Raw genomic sequence first — 16,332 nt, 5'->3', positions numbered from 1 at the left:
TCTTCACACTATGATAGACTTTATGTAGAATATTATACATGAAGAGGTATGATCATGACAAAAGATGAACAATATATGCAAGAATCCCTCATTGAGGCCCGTAAGGCCTATGAATTGGGCGAGATTCCCATCGGGGCGATCTTGGTGCACGACGATACGATTATTTCCCGCCATCACAACCGCCGAGAACTGGATCATGATGCGACGGCTCATGCGGAAATCCTCGTCATTCGCGAGGCCTGTGAAAGCCTGCAGCGTTGGCGGTTGACTGGATGTACCCTGTATGTTACGATAGAGCCGTGTCCGATGTGCGCCGGCGCCATTATCAACAGTCGTATCGACAGGGTTGTATATGGTGCGAGCGATTACAAAGGAGGCGCGGTAGAATCACTATTCAATGTGCTATCTCATCCCGGATTAAACCACGAGCCGGAACTCACGGCAGGTGTCCTCGGCGATGAATGTAGCCAAATTATGAAAGATTTCTTCAAAGAGCGCCGTAAAGCACGGAGGAGTACCCAAGAGGCTGAAGGGTCCGCACTCGAAATGCGGTAGGTCGGGCAACCGGCGCGGGGGTTCAAATCCCTCCTCCTCTGCCACATAACATGCACAAAGCGCTAACGCAAGTTAGCGCTTTTTTAGTAATATTTTCTTATCCTTCAAGGGAAGTGAAATCATGCAGAAATTCTATCCTTATCTGATTACCGTGAGCCACATGATTAACGATTCGTGCCAGAGCGTGTTGCCCGCCTTATTACCGCTATTTATCTTCACCTACGGTCTCACGTTGGAACAGGCGGGTTTCCTCATTTTGGCCAACACCGCTTTATCATCTCTGTTACAACCCTTATTGGGTTACATTTCCGACAAGATTCATCAACCTCGACTCATCGCATTAGGCGTATTACTGTCCGCCTGCAGCATCGGTGTAATGGGTATTGTGACGTCCTATGAAAGCCTTCTTATCTGCGCCACATCAGCAGGTATCGGCTCCTCCGTCTTTCATCCGGAAGGCGCCAAAATCATGAACCGCCTCGGCGGAGGCAAAAAAGGTAAGGCCATGGGAACCTTCGCCATCGGCGGCAGTTCGGGCTTTGCCTTCGGACCACTTTTTGCGGGGGCCATCGCTTATACAGTAGGACCTCACGGGCTGTTAGCTTTCACCGTCGTCGGAATTATCGTTTCAGTCATTCTATGCATCCTTATGCCGCGCATCGAAGCCCATGCGAATACGATTGAACAGGCCGTCATAACCAGGAATCATACGGTCCCGGCCGTTCCGCTCAAAAATTACTGGATGTATTTCGGCATTCTGTTTATCATCATCCTGTCTCAATCTATTAACTTCCGCGTTATCAACGCATTCATTCCTGTGTTCTGGACACGGGAACTGGGAACGAGCCCCGAACAGGGCAGCTTTGCCCTCACCGTATTCTTCAGCATCGGTATCTTTATGACCTATATCGGAGGTCTGCTTGGCGACAAATACGGACCGATTAAAATCATCCGCCTGTCCCTCCTACTCTGGCTGCCGTCCATGTTTCTGTTGCCGCAAGTGCCGGAATTTTCCGCCACCATTATGTTACCCCTAGGCTATCTTCTACTGGTTATTATCGGTGCAGCCAAGGCGCTCAGCTACAGTCCCGTCATCGTGCTGGGGCAAACCTATTTAGCTAAAAGCATCGGCTTTGCCGCAGGCGTCACCCTCGGGGTGAGCCAAACAATCGGCGGCATCATCGCACCTGTTGTGGGCAACATCGCGGATACATACTCCTTGCCGGTGGCGATGATGACACTAGTGCCTTTCCTTCTCATAGGATTGATAGCATCACTATTCTTAAAAGATCCGAAAAAATTGGGAGTATAAGACAAAAGCGGATATAAATAAATTGACGTACTAAAAAGCAGTTACTTCCAGTTGGAAATAACTGCTTATTAAAAGGAGTGCACATTTGGAAAATACGATTTTGGAAAAATATGAAACAGGAAATTTTTCTAGTATATATGTGGGATCCAAGCCAACTATCAAATTGGCTATGCTTAGATTGGAAAACTTTATATCGTATTATCTAAGAGGTCCGGGTGGAATAGATTATAGGTCCAATATTCTTACTATTAATTCATATGCTCGTGAAATTTTTTATGTAGAACAAACTGATGTCGACAAATTCGAAAACTGGACAGTATACTATGACGATGAAAACGACTGTATCGCTATAAGACATTGCTATTGGGATAAAGCCTTAGATCGGGACATGATAATGGCGGACGAGAAATTAAGAGCTGATGTTAGGGATAACGGTATTGTTGGTGCAGTTCCACATATTAATAATGAAACGGTCATCGACGTAAACGAAAGTAGTAAAAGTAAACTTTTAAATACAATTAAAGGCCTTGATAACGTAATATCGAAAATGACGATAAAAAACCTTTGTAATAATTTAAATTATCACAAAGGGGATTACAAAATCTCCAGATCCTATGATTTAGACGTGCGATTAGAAACTATTATTAACGACGAGCAAATCAAAATATATTCAAAAATACACGACCTGACTAATCTAATATCCGATATCTTATCACAACCGATGGATACGTCACCAGAATATAAAATTTCCTTTGACTATCAACTGTCACCTATTGATGTACTAAAAAATACCTTTGCAATCAAAAAATAACTAAAGAGTAATAAAAAACTATTGATAAAATGCACCCGTTTAATAGCGGGTGCATTTTCATCATTCAGTAATATATTATTTTCTATTTACTATGGATAGCTGTATATTAGTATCAATACTTTCTTAATGTTTCAGCATTTCATTGAGTATAACCACATCGGTTTCTTTCATGCCTTGTGCCACGACACCGATGCTGCGGATGGTTTCATCCACGGAATACGCCACGAGGCCGTCGCCTTTTTCGTAGTTTTTATTTAGACGGGCCTGTTTATACCCCATAAAAGCGCCGTTCAAAGAGATTGCGATTTTACCGGCACAGGACGGTTTAGCACCGTCACAGACGATACCGGACAGGCTCGCCAGACCGTTCACGAGGGTATTTCCGATAATCTCTTTGCTTTCACCCTTCAGAAAGGCTATCCCGGCAACACTGACGACACCGGCGGCTACAACGCCGCAGTAAGCGGATAGTTTTCCGATACCGGTTTTGACGTACAGCGTCAAAAGATTGGCAAAAACGAGAACACGATACAGTTCTTCATCCGTTTTGTGCAATTCTTCAGCAGTCGTGATGATCGGTACCGACACCGTCAAGCCCTGATTGCCCGATCCGGAGCAGATAACAACGGGTAAAGGGCATCCGCTCATACGCGCATCGGAACCGGCCGCAGCACGGGCCTTACACTTAGTTTCAAGGGATGGATTTTCCTCATCAAGCAACAGGATTTGCCCGATATTAGCACCGTAAGAGTTCTTAAGGCCTTCATCCGCAATAGCCGAATTATAAGATATCTGCTGTTGAATTTGAGGAATAATTTCGGAAATATCGCCTGTTTTGGCAAATTTATAAATACTGTCAAAGTCCATAGAGCAGGTATCCGACTTATTTTTGCTTTCATCGGCGTGCTCGGAGATAACCTCACCGTCAAGCGCCAGATATGTCACATTGGTATGGTCATTTTCGATACGTATTACGGCCGTATGGTCATCGCTTTCAGCAACGATCTCGATATACAGATTGTCTACGCCCTCGGCCAGTTCTACGGTACAGAATTCAGATTCCGTCAACGTGCCGAGCCGTTTACGGTCTTCATCTGTAGCCGCCCCCAGCACCTCGAGTTCACGTTCCGGATGTCCTACAACAGCACCTAGAACGATGGCGGTAATAAGTCCTTTTCGCCCCCCGGAATTGGGAATGACTACAGATTTTACATTTTTAATGATATTTGCACTACAGCGTGCATGGATACGATTAGGAAATTCAGGTAAAACAGAGGCGACCTTTGCTGCCCCGTAGGCGAGCGCAATCGGCTCAGTACAACCGAATGCAGGTCGCATCTCTGCTTGCAACAACGAAACAAAATCCATATTAGACTTCCGCAATAATTTCCACCTCTACGGAAACGCCCAATGGAAGATCTTTTACGGCTACACAGGAACGAGCCGGTTTAGATGTGAAATACCTGGCATATACTTCGTTAAACGCCTTAAAATCACCGATATCCGCCAAGAAACACGTAGTTTTTACAACTTTAGAGAAATCTGTGCCGGCCTCAGTCAATACGGCTTCGATATTTTTGCATACCTGTTCAGTTTGTTCCTGAATACCGCCTTCCACAACGGTTGCCGTAGCCGGATTGATAGGTACTTGTCCGGATGCGAACAAAAAGCCGCCCGATACCTTTGCCTGGGAATACGGTCCTACTGCTGCCGGTGCTTTGTCTGTGTGAATTGTGTTCATAATCAATCTCCTTTTCTAAAAATAAAATACTATATAAATTAGTCTTGCCCACAAAATGCCATTATTACACTTCACAGTAATACTTATACATCATAATTTTTTATGATGTATGATTTGTGAAAGCAACGAACCATTATAAACTATCTAATAGACTTGAAAGCCTTATCAAAAATCGGACTGAAATAATCGCGTTGTACATCGCTTGTAAGGCCGATATACAATGTCGGTTTTCCCGGTTTCATCACGAGAGCCGCTTTGGCATAATACGGTGCCTGCCAACCGCTACTATTCAGCAACAGGCGGGAACCTACCGTATACGTCTGATATTTCGTAGAGTCCAATCGTTTCATCGGCTCCGTATCCTCTACCGTAAGCGTAGCTTGTGATTTAGGGGTAACGCTAACCTTTTTAGGATCGCGGCCGGATACGTTAATCGGTTCATTTAAAGGAATTACCGTAGTTTGTTTCGGCAATACATTATTCACAGATGTCAACATGAGTTGTTCCATCGCCGGATCTAATTTACCCTGGTCCAACATCCCCATAACCACCGCCATATTCGGATTCACGGAACGACCTTTATTCATTTCCTCAGCCATGGTCTTAACATCGACAGCCACTATAAAGGCATCCTTCTGACCGGTCTTATCATTTCCTTGTAATTGGTATGCATCATAGTTTACCCCCAGATTCTGTAAAAAGTTCACCACTGACTGTTCCGGAGATACCAACATAGCATTCGTCTTATTTACAGATGTATTTAATGCCTTTTGAGCCTCTGTTAATGCATAATTACGGGTATTTGTCTGAGATGCGGTCACCATCGTTACGTCATTAGGTACCGTCATCGTTCCCGCCAATGTATGTACATCCTTTGCCACGCCTACAGCCGTCAAAGTCCCCATTAAGCAAGCGGTACATGCTAATACTTTCAAAGATTTCATATTATTTGCCTCCCTTAAGAGATTGTGTCTGATAGATAAGATTTAATTCATTAGCCCAGTAGTCATGACTGGAATCCTCAGATAACAGGAACTGAACGGAAACGCCCTTGTCTGTCGGCACCGCATAACCGATGAGTGAAAACGGCGATTTGAATCCGTCATAGCCAAGTGAACCGCGAAGATCGCCTTTTACAGCCGTACCGTAGCGAGTTTGAACCGGCTCGTAGGCCATATGCGTTGCATCAACCTTCATCTGTTTAATGCCGAATGTAGTCCAGTTGATCAGTTTCTGCTTTTCAGAATCTTTCATCTTCTTATCGGCTAAAACAGCTTGGCTGAAAGATTGAATCAACTGTTCCGGCAACTTGGCATTAAATTCCGTCATTTTCTTTGCCAGTTTTTTTCCATCCAAGGATTCACCCTTAACGGTTTGCAGCTTATTTTCAGCGGTAGCTTTGGAGTACATCGAAATTTCTTTTGACAATGGATGCTTACTATTTGCTTTTATCTTATCCCCATCGGAACCTTTTTCTAAAACCGTTTTCTCTATAGCTATTGCCCCGTCAATGATGGATTTTGAATAATCTATCGTCATATAATATGCCGTATGATGACCTTTTGCATCGGCACCTTGTAACTGATATATAGAATATCCGTCTACAACATTACCTTCAAGTTGAGGTAACTGCACCGAATATTGATTTTGCATAAGTGCGTTCACCTGAGCACGGGCATTATCATTTGCCTGACGAATCAGTTTATTCTGCTCCGCTGTGCGCATACTTGGATCAGATGGAATATCCGCCAACTTCACCGCTTTCACGGAGGCCGAAGTATTTCCTTGTAAGCCGTAACCCATATCAACCGTATCGGCACAGGCAACAGCGCCCATTCCAACAGTCAGACAGGTAGCACAAGCCAATGTTATTAGTTTTTTCTTGAGAGCTTTCATAAGACACCTCACTGATTAACAATCATAAAACAGTATTATAAAATGTAAAAGTTTCTATAACACGTATATTTATTATTATACTATATCTCTCGTCACTACTGTATATATTATTTTCGTTACTGCACGCTATAATTTACAACCCGCCCGTTCTGCTATACAATACATAGAGACAGAAAGGAGCACACGTGTTGTGTACATAAACCATATGATACAAGAATTAATCCCTCTCACCCGGCCCCGCACATTGGCGGCGGCCCTCGGCCCCGTTCTACTAGGGGCGTCCTTCAGCTATTATGCATTTGGCGCCGCACACGGTACGGCCCTTGCCGTATTCCATACGGTGCTCATATTCCTCGCCGTCGTATCCGCGCAAATCATCGCGAATATGTGGAATGAATATGCAGATTTTAAAAGCGGTCTCGATCACGGCCAGAAGGTCGGTAACGCAGGATCCATCACCCGTGGAGCCATGAGTCCTACGCTCATCATGCGCCTCATCAAAACAGTAATGATCGTCCCCATCGTCATCGGCCTCTATTTATCGGCCACGATTACATGGTATTACTTGCCGGTCGGCATGGTGTGCATCTTAATCAGTTTCCTCTATTCAGGAGGGCCCAAACCGATTTCACGTACACCCTTCGGCGAATTATCCTCCGGCATCGCCATGGGGCTTGCCATTGTACTCATCACAGGCTATGCATGGACCCGTGAGTTATCGTGGGCTCTGCTCATCCCCGGCATTCCTTCTACTCTGCTCGTCGGTTCCATCATGTTGACCAATAATATCAGGGATATTAAAAATGATGAAAGCCACGGACGTCGTACATTACCGATTATACTGGGCCGTGACAAAGCGCTGCATCTCATGAGTATCTGCTACATCTTTAATTTTCTGTGGGTTATCGCATGGATTATCGTAGGACACATGACATGGTTTTCCCTCTTAGCTCTTTTAGCGGCACCGTTAGCATTCAAGACAGTGTATACCTTGGATACGTATGCAGACGAATTCCAATTGGACAAAGCCATGGGGACTACGGCAGGCGCCGCCATGATTTACCAGATTATGTGGTCTGTGGGGCTGATTATAGGAAAATAACTTTCGCGTTCCTCATACCATAGCTTTAAGTTATGCATAACTCATACTAATACCTTCTTGCAGACTAGGAAATAATTTAGTAGTATAGATTTATTAAATAAACTTGGTACATAAATTTCTTGTAAAAGGAGTGTTTTTAATGAACAAATTTTTAGCATTGGCGGCAACCGTAGTTCTCGGCGGCGCCCTATTAATCGCAGGTTGCGGCAGCGATAACAACAAGGCTGCAAGCGGCGACAAACAAGTTTTAAAAATCGGCGCGACAGCCGTACCGCATGCAGAAATATTAGAACAGGTTAAACCTGTTTTAGCAAAAGAAGGTATCGATCTTCAAATCACCGAATTCAGCGATTACAATACACCGAATTTAGCATTAGGCGACAAGGAAATCGATGCTAACTTCTTCCAACATACACCTTACATGGATGAATTCGCAAAGGCTCACAACTTGCCTTTAGTATCCGCCGGTGCGGTTCACTTGGAACCGATGGGCTTATATTCTCGTCAAATCAAGGATCTGAAAGATCTTCCTAAAGGCGCAAAAATCGCTATTCCTAACGACCCTACAAATGGCGGCCGTGCCCTCTTATTGTTACAGAAACAAGGTCTTATCACACTGAAAGATTCCAGCAATATCTTGTCCACCGTACAGGACATCGCCTCCAATCCTAACGAATACCAATTCGTAGAATTGGAACCTGCTCAAGTACCTCGTGCACTTGATGATGTAGCTTTGGCTGCGATCAATACGAACTTCGCGTTGAACGTAGGCTTGAATCCTGGTAAAGACGCATTGGCTATCGAATCCAACGATTCCCCTTACGTAAATATCGTAACCGTTCTTAAAGGCAATGAAAGTGATCCACGCATCCAAAAATTGATGGCTGCACTTCATAGCCCGGAAATAAAAAAATTCATCGAAGATAAATATAAAGGTGCTATTGTACCTGCATTCTAATTTATAAATCTGCATAACACAAAACGGAGTCGGTTTAAACCGGCTCCGTTTTTATATCTGCCGATTCGAAGGAATACGGCAGTAGTTCTCGTAATGTAACAACTGTATATTCACCATTAAGATTGCCCATGACTATATAGGGAATCTTAAACTCCGCGATCACCTGCCTGCAAGCTCCACACGGCGAACAGGGTCCGTCCGTATCGGCTACGACTGCGATCGCAACAAATTCACGGCATCCATGACTGACAGCATTAAAGATAGCACTACGCTCCGCGCAGTTTGTCAGACCATAGGATGCATTTTCTATATTGCAGCCTTTATAAGTCATGCCATCGGAGCCTAATACAGCCGCCCCGACCTTAAATTTGGAGTATGGACTATATGATTGACGACGGGCTTCAACGGCTGTATTTATCAAATTTCCTACGACCTCGACACCAAGATGCTTCACATATTCTGTTGCTACTTGATAATTATCCGATTGTACTAACTGCATATACACTCCTATGTTCGATTATTACTATCTCACCAAGATATCAGGATACTTATTCAATATTACAATTGCACATGTAATATTACGTAGTTTACACAATACAACTCAACTCAATTCAACTCAATTCAGCATAACATAATACAACTACATAATATACGTCATTCAACAATCCCTAAAATCGTATTCGACACACCGGGTGCTACCGCATCTATAGTTATCGCATCTATATAGGTTTTCTCCGCTCCATCAAGCAAACTTTCATCACCGGCATAGAGCGTGGCGATTACATCATCTTTGGAAACGGCATCACCTGTTTTCTTATGCATCACAATGCCCGCACCGTAATCAATAGGACCATCCTTAACAGTGCGTCCTGCACCGAGCATGACAGAGGCTATACCGCATTGTTCCGTATTCATATGGATGATATATCCATTTGATTGTGCAATCACGTCACGCGTATAACGACCGATCGGCAACAAGCTGTCATCATTGAGGACTCGCACATCTCCGCCTTGAGCTGAAATCATGAGCCCCAACCGCTCAAGAGCGGCACCGGAATCCAATGCCTGTTGTACTCTTTCAAAGGCCGTGTCATAATCACAGATCTTGCCTAAAACAAGCATATGGGCTGCCATAACAAGGCATTCGTGAGTTAAGTCCTCAGGGCCGTTGCCCTTCAATGTATCGATAACTTCGCGAATCTCAAGTGCATTTCCTATCGCGTGCCCCAAAGGGCGATCCATATCGGTAAGGATGGCTTTCACAAAGCGGCCGTTAGCCTTACCGATATCCACCATGGCCTGTGCCAATTGGCGCGCATCATCCAGGGTTTTCATAAATGCTCCGCTGCCGACCTTCACATCGAGGAGAATGGCCTGTGCACCGGATGCCAGTTTCTTACTCATAACGGACGATGCAATGAGCGGAATACTGTCGACGGTCCCTGTCACATCCCGCAAGGCGTATAGTTTTTTATCCGCCGGGGCAAGTCCTTCCGACTGTCCGATAACGGCGAGTCCGATGCGGTTTACCTGTTCAATGAAAGCATCCTGTTTCATCTCCGTCTGCAAGCCCGGGATAGACTCCATCTTATCGATGGTCCCGCCCGTATGGCCGAGACCGCGGCCGGACATCTTGGCTACCTTGCCACCGCAAGCGGCCACAAGAGGCGCAATAATCAGGGTTGTTTTATCCCCTACACCGCCCGTGCTGTGCTTATCTACGGTTACACCATCAATCGAGGATAAATCCACCATATGACCGGATTTCGCCATTTCCAATGTCAATGTACCGAGTTCGTCTTTATTCATCCCGTTAAAGACTATGGTCATCAACAAGGCACTCACCTGATAATCCGGTATATCTCCGTTCACATAACCGGAGATGACAAAGTGAATCTCCTCAGACGTCAATGGCTGAGCGGCCCGTTTTTTCAGAATAATATCATACATGCGCATCATATCACCGCCAGTCTAAAAAGCCACCTGAGACAAGCTCAGGTGGCATCTCATCATCTATTAGTAATCTTCATCCAAATCATTTTTTAATAGTTCTACAGCTGCGCTGGCACCGATACGTGCACAGCCGGCTTCAATATAGGCCTTCATATCCGTTACGGAGCGAATACCGCCGGCAGCCTTAATCTTTACATTAGGACCGATATGCTTTTTGAAAAGATATACGTCCTCTATACTGGCACCGCCGCTACCGAAGCCCGTCGATGTTTTGATATAATCAGCACCGCCGTCGGTTATGCATCTACATAGTGCGACCTTTTCCGCATCGGTCAGATAACACGCCTCGATAATAACCTTTAAAACCTTATTGCCGCAGACAGCTTTAAGCGCCTTGATTTCCGACGTAACGGCCTTAAAGTCACCTTCCTTAACCTTGCCCAAGTTGACGACCATATCGATTTCATTGGCCCCGTCAAGGATGGCCTGTTCCGTTTCGGCCACCTTCACGTCTGTAGTCTCATAGCCCAAAGGAAATCCGATAACGGTACATACATTAAGCTCCGGAAAGGCTTTATGTGCAGCGCCTACAAAATCAGGTGGAATACATACGGAAGCGGTTTTATAAGTTACGGCATCCGTACAGATTTGCTTCACCTCATCCCACGTCGCGGTAGGTTTTAACAACGTATGATCCACATATCGTAACAGTTCTTTTCCTAACATCGTCCCTCCTATTCCCCATCGAATACGTCGCACATATTCTCATCAGTCAATTTATAACATAGTCTATTTATGACATACAACAAAAAGGCTGTACAAATTCCAGCCGGTTAAAAAAACGACATTTGCTCCGGTTCCGGCTCTTTATGTAGAGCCTCCTGAGCCGACCGATTTTTCTCATCGATAAACGGCTCCAACGGAACCCCCGTGCTTTTAAGCAAGTCAGGCAAGCTGTCAGCACCGCGCAGTTTAGCGGCCTCCATCACGACCTTTGCACAAGTCTCCGCATCATCGAGAGCGTAATGGTGTTTAAACTCCACCCCCAAATAAGCGGCCATTGTGTTCAACTTATGGTTTACCAGATCAGGCCATACGGCGCGTGATAATTTCACCGTACATGCATAATCAAGATTCGGCCAGGGAATCTTATAATAATCCAATGTAGCACGAAGTACATTCATATCGAACTTGGCATTGTGCGCCACCATGATGTTTCCTTTCAAGTGGTTTTCATAGATGGCATCCCACAACCGGTCGAAAGTTTTTTCATGCAATACGTCCTTCGGTTCGATACCGTGAATTTCAATACATTCATCATCAAAGCTCATAAACGGAGGCTTGATGAGGCTATACGCCTTTTTTGTAATCTGACCGCCCTTAACGGTGATAACGGCGAGCGAGCAGGCGCTATTTTTAAATTTATTGGCTGTTTCAAAGTCTAATGCAACAAAATCTAACATAGGACTCCTTTCACAAATCTATATATAAGAATTATCATCAATTACTATATTTATTATAGCATGAAACCTCGGATTATCTACTGCCCGAAGGTTCCTATCAGTCACCTATTTTACGGCGATTTACATTGACAGGACCGCCTCGATATGTAAAAATTATTTAGATATATATAATATGGAGGTTGTAACATGGCAGATGACAGATTAATCGTAGCCCTAGACGTATCCACCATGGATGAGGTGAAAGCGATCGTCACATCCCTCGGTGACGCGGTCAGCTTTTACAAGGTCGGCATGGAACTATTCTACGCCGAAGGGGAGAAAACGATTCGCTATTTACAGGAACAGGGCAAGCATGTATTTCTCGACTTGAAATTACATGACATACCGAACACGGTGGCCCACGGTGTATCGTCCTTGACATATGTGGGCGCTAATTTAATCACAATTCATGGGCAGGGCGGCCCCGTGATGATGAAAGCAGCGGTACAGGCGGCCCGTGAAAGTGCGGAAAAGCTCGGCGTGGAACGTCCAAAACTATTGGCAATCACCGTGTTGACCAGCTTTGACGAAGAGGCTTGGACGGCTACAGGCGGTCAGTTACCGATTTCCGATCAAGTTATCCGCCTCGCAAGGCTCGCTAAGGAATGCGGCATGGACGGCGTCGTATGCTCCGCCCTCGAAGCGAAAATGATTCGACAAGCCTGTGGCGAAGATTTTCTCATCGTCACACCTGGCATCCGTCCTTCTTTTGCGACTACAGATGACCAGAAACGTATCGCCACCCCGGCAAGTGCCCTTCAGGACGGCGCCTCCCGCCTTGTAATAGGCCGTCCTATTACCCAGGCAGCAGAACCTCGCGAAGCAGTCCGGCTAATTATTGAAGAAATGGAGAGTCTATCAAAATGATGACAGAACAAGAAGTAAAACAATTACTCATCGACACACAAGCTATTCTGAAAGGCCATTTTCTGTTAACCTCCGGTTTACACAGCCCCATGTACGTTGAAAAATTCAACGTCTTACAACATCCTAAATACACGGAAACACTATGCAAAGACCTGGCAGAACGATTCCGCGATCAAAATGTGGAACTCGTTATCGGACCTATGACCGGCGGTATCCTATTGGCTCATGAAGTAGGCAAAGCACTTGGCACCCGTGCTATCTTCACGGAACGCGAAAAAGGCGTAATGACATTACGTCGAGGCTTTAAAATTGAACCGGGCACCCGTGTCCTCATCGTGGAGGACATCGTAACCACAGGCGGTTCCGTTCAAGAGGTTGTCAACGTAGTCAACCAGAGCGGCGGTGAAATCGTAGGCGTAGGCCTCCTCGTCAACCGCTCCGGCGGCAAGGCCGAATTCGGTGTACCGAAAGAAAAAGTACAGGCTCTTCTAAACCTTGAGGTCCCTACATATAAACCTGAAGAATGCCCGCTTTGTAAAGACGACATTGCCATGACAGAGCGCGGATCCAAACATATCAAGTAAAATACCCGGAACACTATACCCGCTCCTGTTTTCCGATACAATATCAAAACATCCGATAATGTTGTAAGTCATACATGATAATATTGTGAGTCATGCATATTTAATTACATACAAAAAGCGCTCCTTCAATGAGGAGCGCTTTTTGCGTGTGTGTAGTTACTGTGTGTAAGAGAGTTTTTGATACATAATGTATCAGCATAGAGTGTGTGGCTCTATGGTGGCCATGAATGCACTTTCATGACCACGCCTCTAAAAGATTTTACCTATATGACTCACAATCGATAATTCGATATATATTTGACAATCAGTCATTCAATATAATTACTGAGCCTGTGTATTCGGTTGTGCTGCCCCCTGTTGCGTATTGGATGCTTGTGGAGGCACGGCACCATCAGGCTGATTTCCATTCATAGGGCCTTGAGGTACATTCGGCTGACCTTGAGGCGGAGCCACCGGTCCTTGTGGAGGGTTTGACTGTCCTTGAGGACCATTTTGAGGACCTTGACCAGGATTTTCCTTAGGAGGCATTCCGTCCTGAGGACCCTTTTGATTCCGATCATCCATCATCGGTTTATCCATATGCTTATGCGGGCCGTCATGTTTCGGAGGCCGTCTGAATTGTTGTTCATTCGTTTTCATCCATTCACCGAAATTCGGTAAATCATTGACCACAAACGATGTCGTTGCACCGACGGCACATATAACCATGAGAATCGCCGCAATTATAATTCGTCTCATAAACCCTCCTCAGTCCAAATTTCCGAAGTAGCGTTCACGAACGCCACGCAGTTCTGTACCAATAAAGATACATACAAGGCCGGCAAATAATCCCATGCCGCCTAAAGCAACCAACGTAACGATGGATAAAGCGGGAAATGCCGTTACATTTTCAAACGGCTGCCAGGAGATGCCCAACAAATACAAAACAGCCGGTGTAATAATAAATATAAGAACCCCTACAATATAAGATAATATGCTGCCGATGAACAATAACGTGCGGGAAGCCTTCTTGGCCATACTCGGCAATTGAGGTAACAACCGTTCTCTATAATCATCTAAACGCTCATAAAGAGCCTGCATATTAATCGCTTTACTTTCACCGTCCTGCCCCGAAGTATCCGTAATAATACCCGCGTCTACATAGGATGCATAGATTTCTTCTGGAGTCCCCAACGATTTTATAATTTCACCATCGGTCAAACCCTTTTCATAACCGGCAGCGAAATGCTCCTCATAGATTTCTATGATACTTTCCACATCGGCAACGCGCGCTTTCTTAAAAATATTGCGCAATGCTTCTAAAAAATTATTTTTGGTCATTATAGTCGACTCCTTTCAACAGGATGTTGATAATACCGGAAAATTCATCCCATTCCTGACGCATTCTGGCATAGGCCATACGCCCATCCGCCGTAATGTGATAATACTTCCGCGATGGTCCTGTAGGCGACTCTTTCAAATACGTTTCAACGTACTTCTCTTTCTTTAATCGATTAAACAATGGATATATAGTACCTTCCGAAATCTCAATATACTCCGAAATCGTACTCACAATTTCATAACCATAGCAATCATTCTGTGTCAGTAATGCAAGCACGAGCATATCCATAACACCTTTTTTTAATTGAACTTGCATAGTTCCTCCCTTTGGACAGTGCCCATAGGCAATGTGAAAGTTCACTTATAGACATCATTATCTACCAGCAAATACATTATAACACAAGGTACTATATAATGCAAGGTACTTTAAAATACAAAATATAAATAATAATCCTCTAAATGGAGAATTCACAGTTTCTATCTATGTTTTTCACATTTAGAGGACCATGTACATCATTTACAATTCAGGCATATCTTAACACTATTAATCAAAACTTATTTACCGGATTGAGAACTTACAGCCCCCAATTTAACCTGTGTGCTCTTTGAACGCCCGTTATGAGTATAGGATACCAAAATCGTATCTCCCGGACTCTTAGAATCAATTTGTTCTTTCAATCCGATGAGATTAGTGACGTCCTTTCCGTCAATCTGATCAATCGTATCGCCTTCTACGAGTCCCGCTTGTGCCATAGGCCCGTTATAATCCAGTTGAACGATGAGAAGTCCATCACCTTCATAGCTCACATTGTTGCGCGCTGCCGTCTGTTTATCCACGGCCCATACGCCGAGGTAAGGACGTATAACCTTACCGTTTTTGATAATAGAGTCGATGATCGGCTTGGCGGAATTTATAGGAATCGCAAAGCCCATCCCTTCAACGCCTTCTTTGGAAATTTTAGCACTGTTAATGCCGATTAACTCCCCATCCGCATTAATAAGAGCACCGCCGGAATTTCCCGGATTGATGGCCGCATCCGTTTGAATCAACGGGAATCGTTGTCCCTGATCGTCAATGGTTCGTGCTAATGCACTGATAACACCGGACGTAACCGAACCTTTAAATTCAAGTCCCAACGGATTACCAATAGCAATAGCCGGTTCCCCGACCTGTAAGGAATCGGAGTCCCCGATTTCAATAGGTTTAATATTCTTAGGCGGTGTAATTTTAACAACCGCCAAATCCGTTTGCGGATCCGTACCGATGACAGTACCTGTTACGGTGCTGCCATCAGATAACGATACCGTCACCTCTCCATTTTTAGCGCCGGACACAACATGATTGTTTGTAACAATATGACCGTCATTATCGATGAGCACACCGGATCCTACGCCTTCTCCCGCATAAATCGTGCGATTAAAGATATCTTTTTGAAATACCTGCGTAGTAATACCGACTACAGCAGGACCCGATTTTTTGGCCGCCTGTACGACAAAGGTATTACGGGTTTCAGTCAACGGTTTCGTCTGCTTTGTCTGCTCCCGTACAGTAGGCTGATCCCCTCCTGCAGGATTGCCGAAATAGTAATAGCCCCCGCCTAATCCAACGCTCAAAGCCAGGATACAGGCGATGATGCTTTTCTTATATTTTGAAAAATTCATAATCTCTCCTTTATATTTAATTTTATAAAACTAACTTTGATGAACTAATTATAGTACGCAAACTTTCAT

At 44.7% G+C, this 16,332-nt stretch carries 19 protein-coding genes and 1 tRNA gene; 8 read left to right on the top strand and 12 right to left on the bottom strand.

Annotation, left to right across the window (positions count from 1 at the left end; all coding sequences use genetic code 11):
• Window positions 1-54: 54 nt before the first annotated feature.
• The 4 genes from tadA to VEHSUH05_RS01915 all read left to right on the top strand — a co-directional run bounded on the left by tadA (window position 55) and on the right by VEHSUH05_RS01915 (window position 2,678).
• Window positions 55-555 carry a tRNA adenosine(34) deaminase TadA gene (gene tadA, locus VEHSUH05_RS01930; RefSeq protein WP_105090611.1) on the top strand — a complete coding sequence of 167 codons (501 nt, stop codon included), beginning with the start codon at window positions 55-57 and terminating at the stop codon, window positions 553-555.
• A tRNA-Ser gene (locus VEHSUH05_RS01925) sits at window positions 509-599 on the top strand. The genes tadA and VEHSUH05_RS01925 overlap by 47 nt, the downstream gene beginning before the upstream one ends.
• Window positions 600-676: 77 nt before the next feature.
• The gene (locus VEHSUH05_RS01920) at window positions 677-1,867 is read left to right on the top strand and encodes an MFS transporter (protein ID WP_105090575.1); all 1,191 of its coding nucleotides are present in this window, start codon (window positions 677-679) and stop codon (window positions 1,865-1,867) included.
• An 85-nt stretch (window positions 1,868-1,952) separates the two neighbouring features.
• Window positions 1,953-2,678 carry a hypothetical protein gene (locus VEHSUH05_RS01915; protein ID WP_105090574.1) on the top strand — a complete coding sequence of 242 codons (726 nt, stop codon included), beginning with the start codon at window positions 1,953-1,955 and terminating at the stop codon, window positions 2,676-2,678.
• 123 nt (window positions 2,679-2,801) lie between these two features.
• On the opposite strand, the gene VEHSUH05_RS01910 is transcribed toward VEHSUH05_RS01915, so the two are convergent.
• The 4 genes from VEHSUH05_RS01910 to VEHSUH05_RS01895 all read right to left on the bottom strand — a co-directional run bounded on the left by VEHSUH05_RS01910 (window position 2,802) and on the right by VEHSUH05_RS01895 (window position 6,315).
• On the bottom strand, window positions 2,802-4,046 hold the full coding sequence (locus tag VEHSUH05_RS01910) for an L-cysteine desulfidase family protein (protein ID WP_105090573.1): 1,245 nt from the start codon (window positions 4,044-4,046) through the stop codon (window positions 2,802-2,804).
• 1 nt (window position 4,047) lies between these two features.
• Window positions 4,048-4,419: a RidA family protein gene (locus VEHSUH05_RS01905; protein ID WP_054673839.1), complete on the bottom strand. Its 372-nt coding sequence runs from the start codon at window positions 4,417-4,419 to the stop codon at window positions 4,048-4,050.
• A gap of 140 nt (window positions 4,420-4,559) precedes the next feature.
• Window positions 4,560-5,363 carry a hypothetical protein gene (locus VEHSUH05_RS01900; RefSeq protein ID WP_105090572.1) on the bottom strand — a complete coding sequence of 268 codons (804 nt, stop codon included), beginning with the start codon at window positions 5,361-5,363 and terminating at the stop codon, window positions 4,560-4,562.
• Between the two features lies 1 nt (window position 5,364).
• Complete coding sequence (locus VEHSUH05_RS01895; RefSeq protein WP_105090571.1) at window positions 5,365-6,315, bottom strand: hypothetical protein; 951 nt, start codon at window positions 6,313-6,315, stop codon at window positions 5,365-5,367.
• Window positions 6,316-6,520: 205 nt separating this feature from the next.
• Between VEHSUH05_RS01895 and menA the strand changes: the two genes are divergently transcribed.
• Together menA and VEHSUH05_RS01885 are read left to right on the top strand one after the other, a co-directional pair.
• Window positions 6,521-7,417, top strand: coding sequence for a 1,4-dihydroxy-2-naphthoate octaprenyltransferase (menA, locus tag VEHSUH05_RS01890; RefSeq protein ID WP_105090570.1), 897 nt, complete (start codon window positions 6,521-6,523; stop codon window positions 7,415-7,417).
• A 139-nt stretch (window positions 7,418-7,556) separates the two neighbouring features.
• Window positions 7,557-8,375, top strand: a complete 819-nt coding sequence (locus VEHSUH05_RS01885) for a MetQ/NlpA family ABC transporter substrate-binding protein (protein WP_054673842.1) — start codon at window positions 7,557-7,559, stop codon at window positions 8,373-8,375.
• 34 nt (window positions 8,376-8,409) lie between these two features.
• On the opposite strand, the gene VEHSUH05_RS01880 is transcribed toward VEHSUH05_RS01885, so the two are convergent.
• From VEHSUH05_RS01880 to VEHSUH05_RS01865, 4 genes are all read right to left on the bottom strand, one after another.
• The gene (locus tag VEHSUH05_RS01880) at window positions 8,410-8,874 is read right to left on the bottom strand and encodes a cytidine deaminase (protein WP_105090569.1); all 465 of its coding nucleotides are present in this window, start codon (window positions 8,872-8,874) and stop codon (window positions 8,410-8,412) included.
• 155 nt (window positions 8,875-9,029) lie between these two features.
• Window positions 9,030-10,331, bottom strand: coding sequence for a pyrimidine-nucleoside phosphorylase (locus tag VEHSUH05_RS01875; protein WP_105090568.1), 1,302 nt, complete (start codon window positions 10,329-10,331; stop codon window positions 9,030-9,032).
• A 60-nt stretch (window positions 10,332-10,391) separates the two neighbouring features.
• Complete coding sequence (deoC, locus tag VEHSUH05_RS01870; RefSeq protein ID WP_054673844.1) at window positions 10,392-11,054, bottom strand: deoxyribose-phosphate aldolase; 663 nt, start codon at window positions 11,052-11,054, stop codon at window positions 10,392-10,394.
• Between the two features lie 107 nt (window positions 11,055-11,161).
• Window positions 11,162-11,791, bottom strand: coding sequence for a 3'-5' exonuclease (locus VEHSUH05_RS01865; RefSeq protein WP_105090567.1), 630 nt, complete (start codon window positions 11,789-11,791; stop codon window positions 11,162-11,164).
• 186 nt (window positions 11,792-11,977) lie between these two features.
• Here VEHSUH05_RS01865 and pyrF point away from each other — a divergent pair, with 186 nt between their 5' ends.
• Window positions 11,978-12,697 (top strand): orotidine-5'-phosphate decarboxylase, encoded by a 720-nt coding sequence (gene pyrF, locus VEHSUH05_RS01860; protein WP_105090566.1) that lies wholly within the window; start codon window positions 11,978-11,980, stop codon window positions 12,695-12,697.
• Window positions 12,694-13,281: an orotate phosphoribosyltransferase gene (gene pyrE / locus VEHSUH05_RS01855; protein WP_105090565.1), complete on the top strand. Its 588-nt coding sequence runs from the start codon at window positions 12,694-12,696 to the stop codon at window positions 13,279-13,281. The genes pyrF and pyrE overlap by 4 nt, the downstream gene beginning before the upstream one ends.
• Window positions 13,282-13,602: 321 nt before the next feature.
• Here pyrE and VEHSUH05_RS01850 read toward each other — a convergent pair whose 3' ends face one another.
• The 4 genes from VEHSUH05_RS01850 to VEHSUH05_RS01835 form a co-directional block, all read right to left on the bottom strand.
• The gene (locus tag VEHSUH05_RS01850) at window positions 13,603-14,019 is read right to left on the bottom strand and encodes a transcriptional regulator (RefSeq protein WP_105090564.1); all 417 of its coding nucleotides are present in this window, start codon (window positions 14,017-14,019) and stop codon (window positions 13,603-13,605) included.
• A gap of 9 nt (window positions 14,020-14,028) precedes the next feature.
• The gene (locus tag VEHSUH05_RS01845; RefSeq protein ID WP_095065313.1) at window positions 14,029-14,601 is read right to left on the bottom strand and encodes a DUF1700 domain-containing protein; all 573 of its coding nucleotides are present in this window, start codon (window positions 14,599-14,601) and stop codon (window positions 14,029-14,031) included.
• Entirely contained in the window at window positions 14,588-14,917 is a 330-nt protein-coding gene (locus VEHSUH05_RS01840) for a PadR family transcriptional regulator (RefSeq protein ID WP_038118023.1), read from the bottom strand. The genes VEHSUH05_RS01845 and VEHSUH05_RS01840 overlap by 14 nt, the downstream gene beginning before the upstream one ends.
• Before the next feature lie 239 nt (window positions 14,918-15,156).
• Window positions 15,157-16,263: a S1C family serine protease gene (locus VEHSUH05_RS01835; protein ID WP_105090563.1), complete on the bottom strand. Its 1,107-nt coding sequence runs from the start codon at window positions 16,261-16,263 to the stop codon at window positions 15,157-15,159.
• Window positions 16,264-16,332 lie beyond the last annotated feature (69 nt).

The sequence above is a fragment of the Veillonella denticariosi JCM 15641 genome (genome assembly GCF_002959855.1).
In the GTDB taxonomy this organism is placed as follows: Bacteria; Bacillota; Negativicutes; order Veillonellales; family Veillonellaceae; genus Veillonella; species Veillonella denticariosi.
This window is presented reverse-complemented; position numbering and strand designations above follow the sequence as displayed.

Bases quoted from the DNA above. Each gene is read 5' to 3' on its own strand.
- tadA (WP_105090611.1), top strand. From the start codon at position 55: ATGACAAAAGATGAACAATATATGCAAGAATCCCTCATTGAGGCCCGT.
- VEHSUH05_RS01920 (WP_105090575.1), top strand. From the start codon at position 677: ATGCAGAAATTCTATCCTTATCTGATTACCGTGAGCCACATGATTAAC.
- VEHSUH05_RS01910 (WP_105090573.1), bottom strand. From the start codon at position 4,046: ATGGATTTTGTTTCGTTGTTGCAAGCAGAGATGCGACCTGCATTCGGT.
- VEHSUH05_RS01905 (WP_054673839.1), bottom strand. From the start codon at position 4,419: ATGAACACAATTCACACAGACAAAGCACCGGCAGCAGTAGGACCGTAT.
- VEHSUH05_RS01900 (WP_105090572.1), bottom strand. From the start codon at position 5,363: ATGAAATCTTTGAAAGTATTAGCATGTACCGCTTGCTTAATGGGGACT.
- VEHSUH05_RS01895 (WP_105090571.1), bottom strand. From the start codon at position 6,315: ATGAAAGCTCTCAAGAAAAAACTAATAACATTGGCTTGTGCTACCTGT.
- menA (WP_105090570.1), top strand. From the start codon at position 6,521: ATGATACAAGAATTAATCCCTCTCACCCGGCCCCGCACATTGGCGGCG.
- VEHSUH05_RS01885 (WP_054673842.1), top strand. From the start codon at position 7,557: ATGAACAAATTTTTAGCATTGGCGGCAACCGTAGTTCTCGGCGGCGCC.
- VEHSUH05_RS01880 (WP_105090569.1), bottom strand. From the start codon at position 8,874: ATGCAGTTAGTACAATCGGATAATTATCAAGTAGCAACAGAATATGTG.
- VEHSUH05_RS01875 (WP_105090568.1), bottom strand. From the start codon at position 10,331: ATGCGCATGTATGATATTATTCTGAAAAAACGGGCCGCTCAGCCATTG.
- deoC (WP_054673844.1), bottom strand. From the start codon at position 11,054: ATGTTAGGAAAAGAACTGTTACGATATGTGGATCATACGTTGTTAAAA.
- VEHSUH05_RS01865 (WP_105090567.1), bottom strand. From the start codon at position 11,791: ATGTTAGATTTTGTTGCATTAGACTTTGAAACAGCCAATAAATTTAAA.
- pyrF (WP_105090566.1), top strand. From the start codon at position 11,978: ATGGCAGATGACAGATTAATCGTAGCCCTAGACGTATCCACCATGGAT.
- pyrE (WP_105090565.1), top strand. From the start codon at position 12,694: ATGATGACAGAACAAGAAGTAAAACAATTACTCATCGACACACAAGCT.
- VEHSUH05_RS01850 (WP_105090564.1), bottom strand. From the start codon at position 14,019: ATGAGACGAATTATAATTGCGGCGATTCTCATGGTTATATGTGCCGTC.
- VEHSUH05_RS01845 (WP_095065313.1), bottom strand. From the start codon at position 14,601: ATGACCAAAAATAATTTTTTAGAAGCATTGCGCAATATTTTTAAGAAA.
- VEHSUH05_RS01840 (WP_038118023.1), bottom strand. From the start codon at position 14,917: ATGCAAGTTCAATTAAAAAAAGGTGTTATGGATATGCTCGTGCTTGCA.
- VEHSUH05_RS01835 (WP_105090563.1), bottom strand. From the start codon at position 16,263: ATGAATTTTTCAAAATATAAGAAAAGCATCATCGCCTGTATCCTGGCT.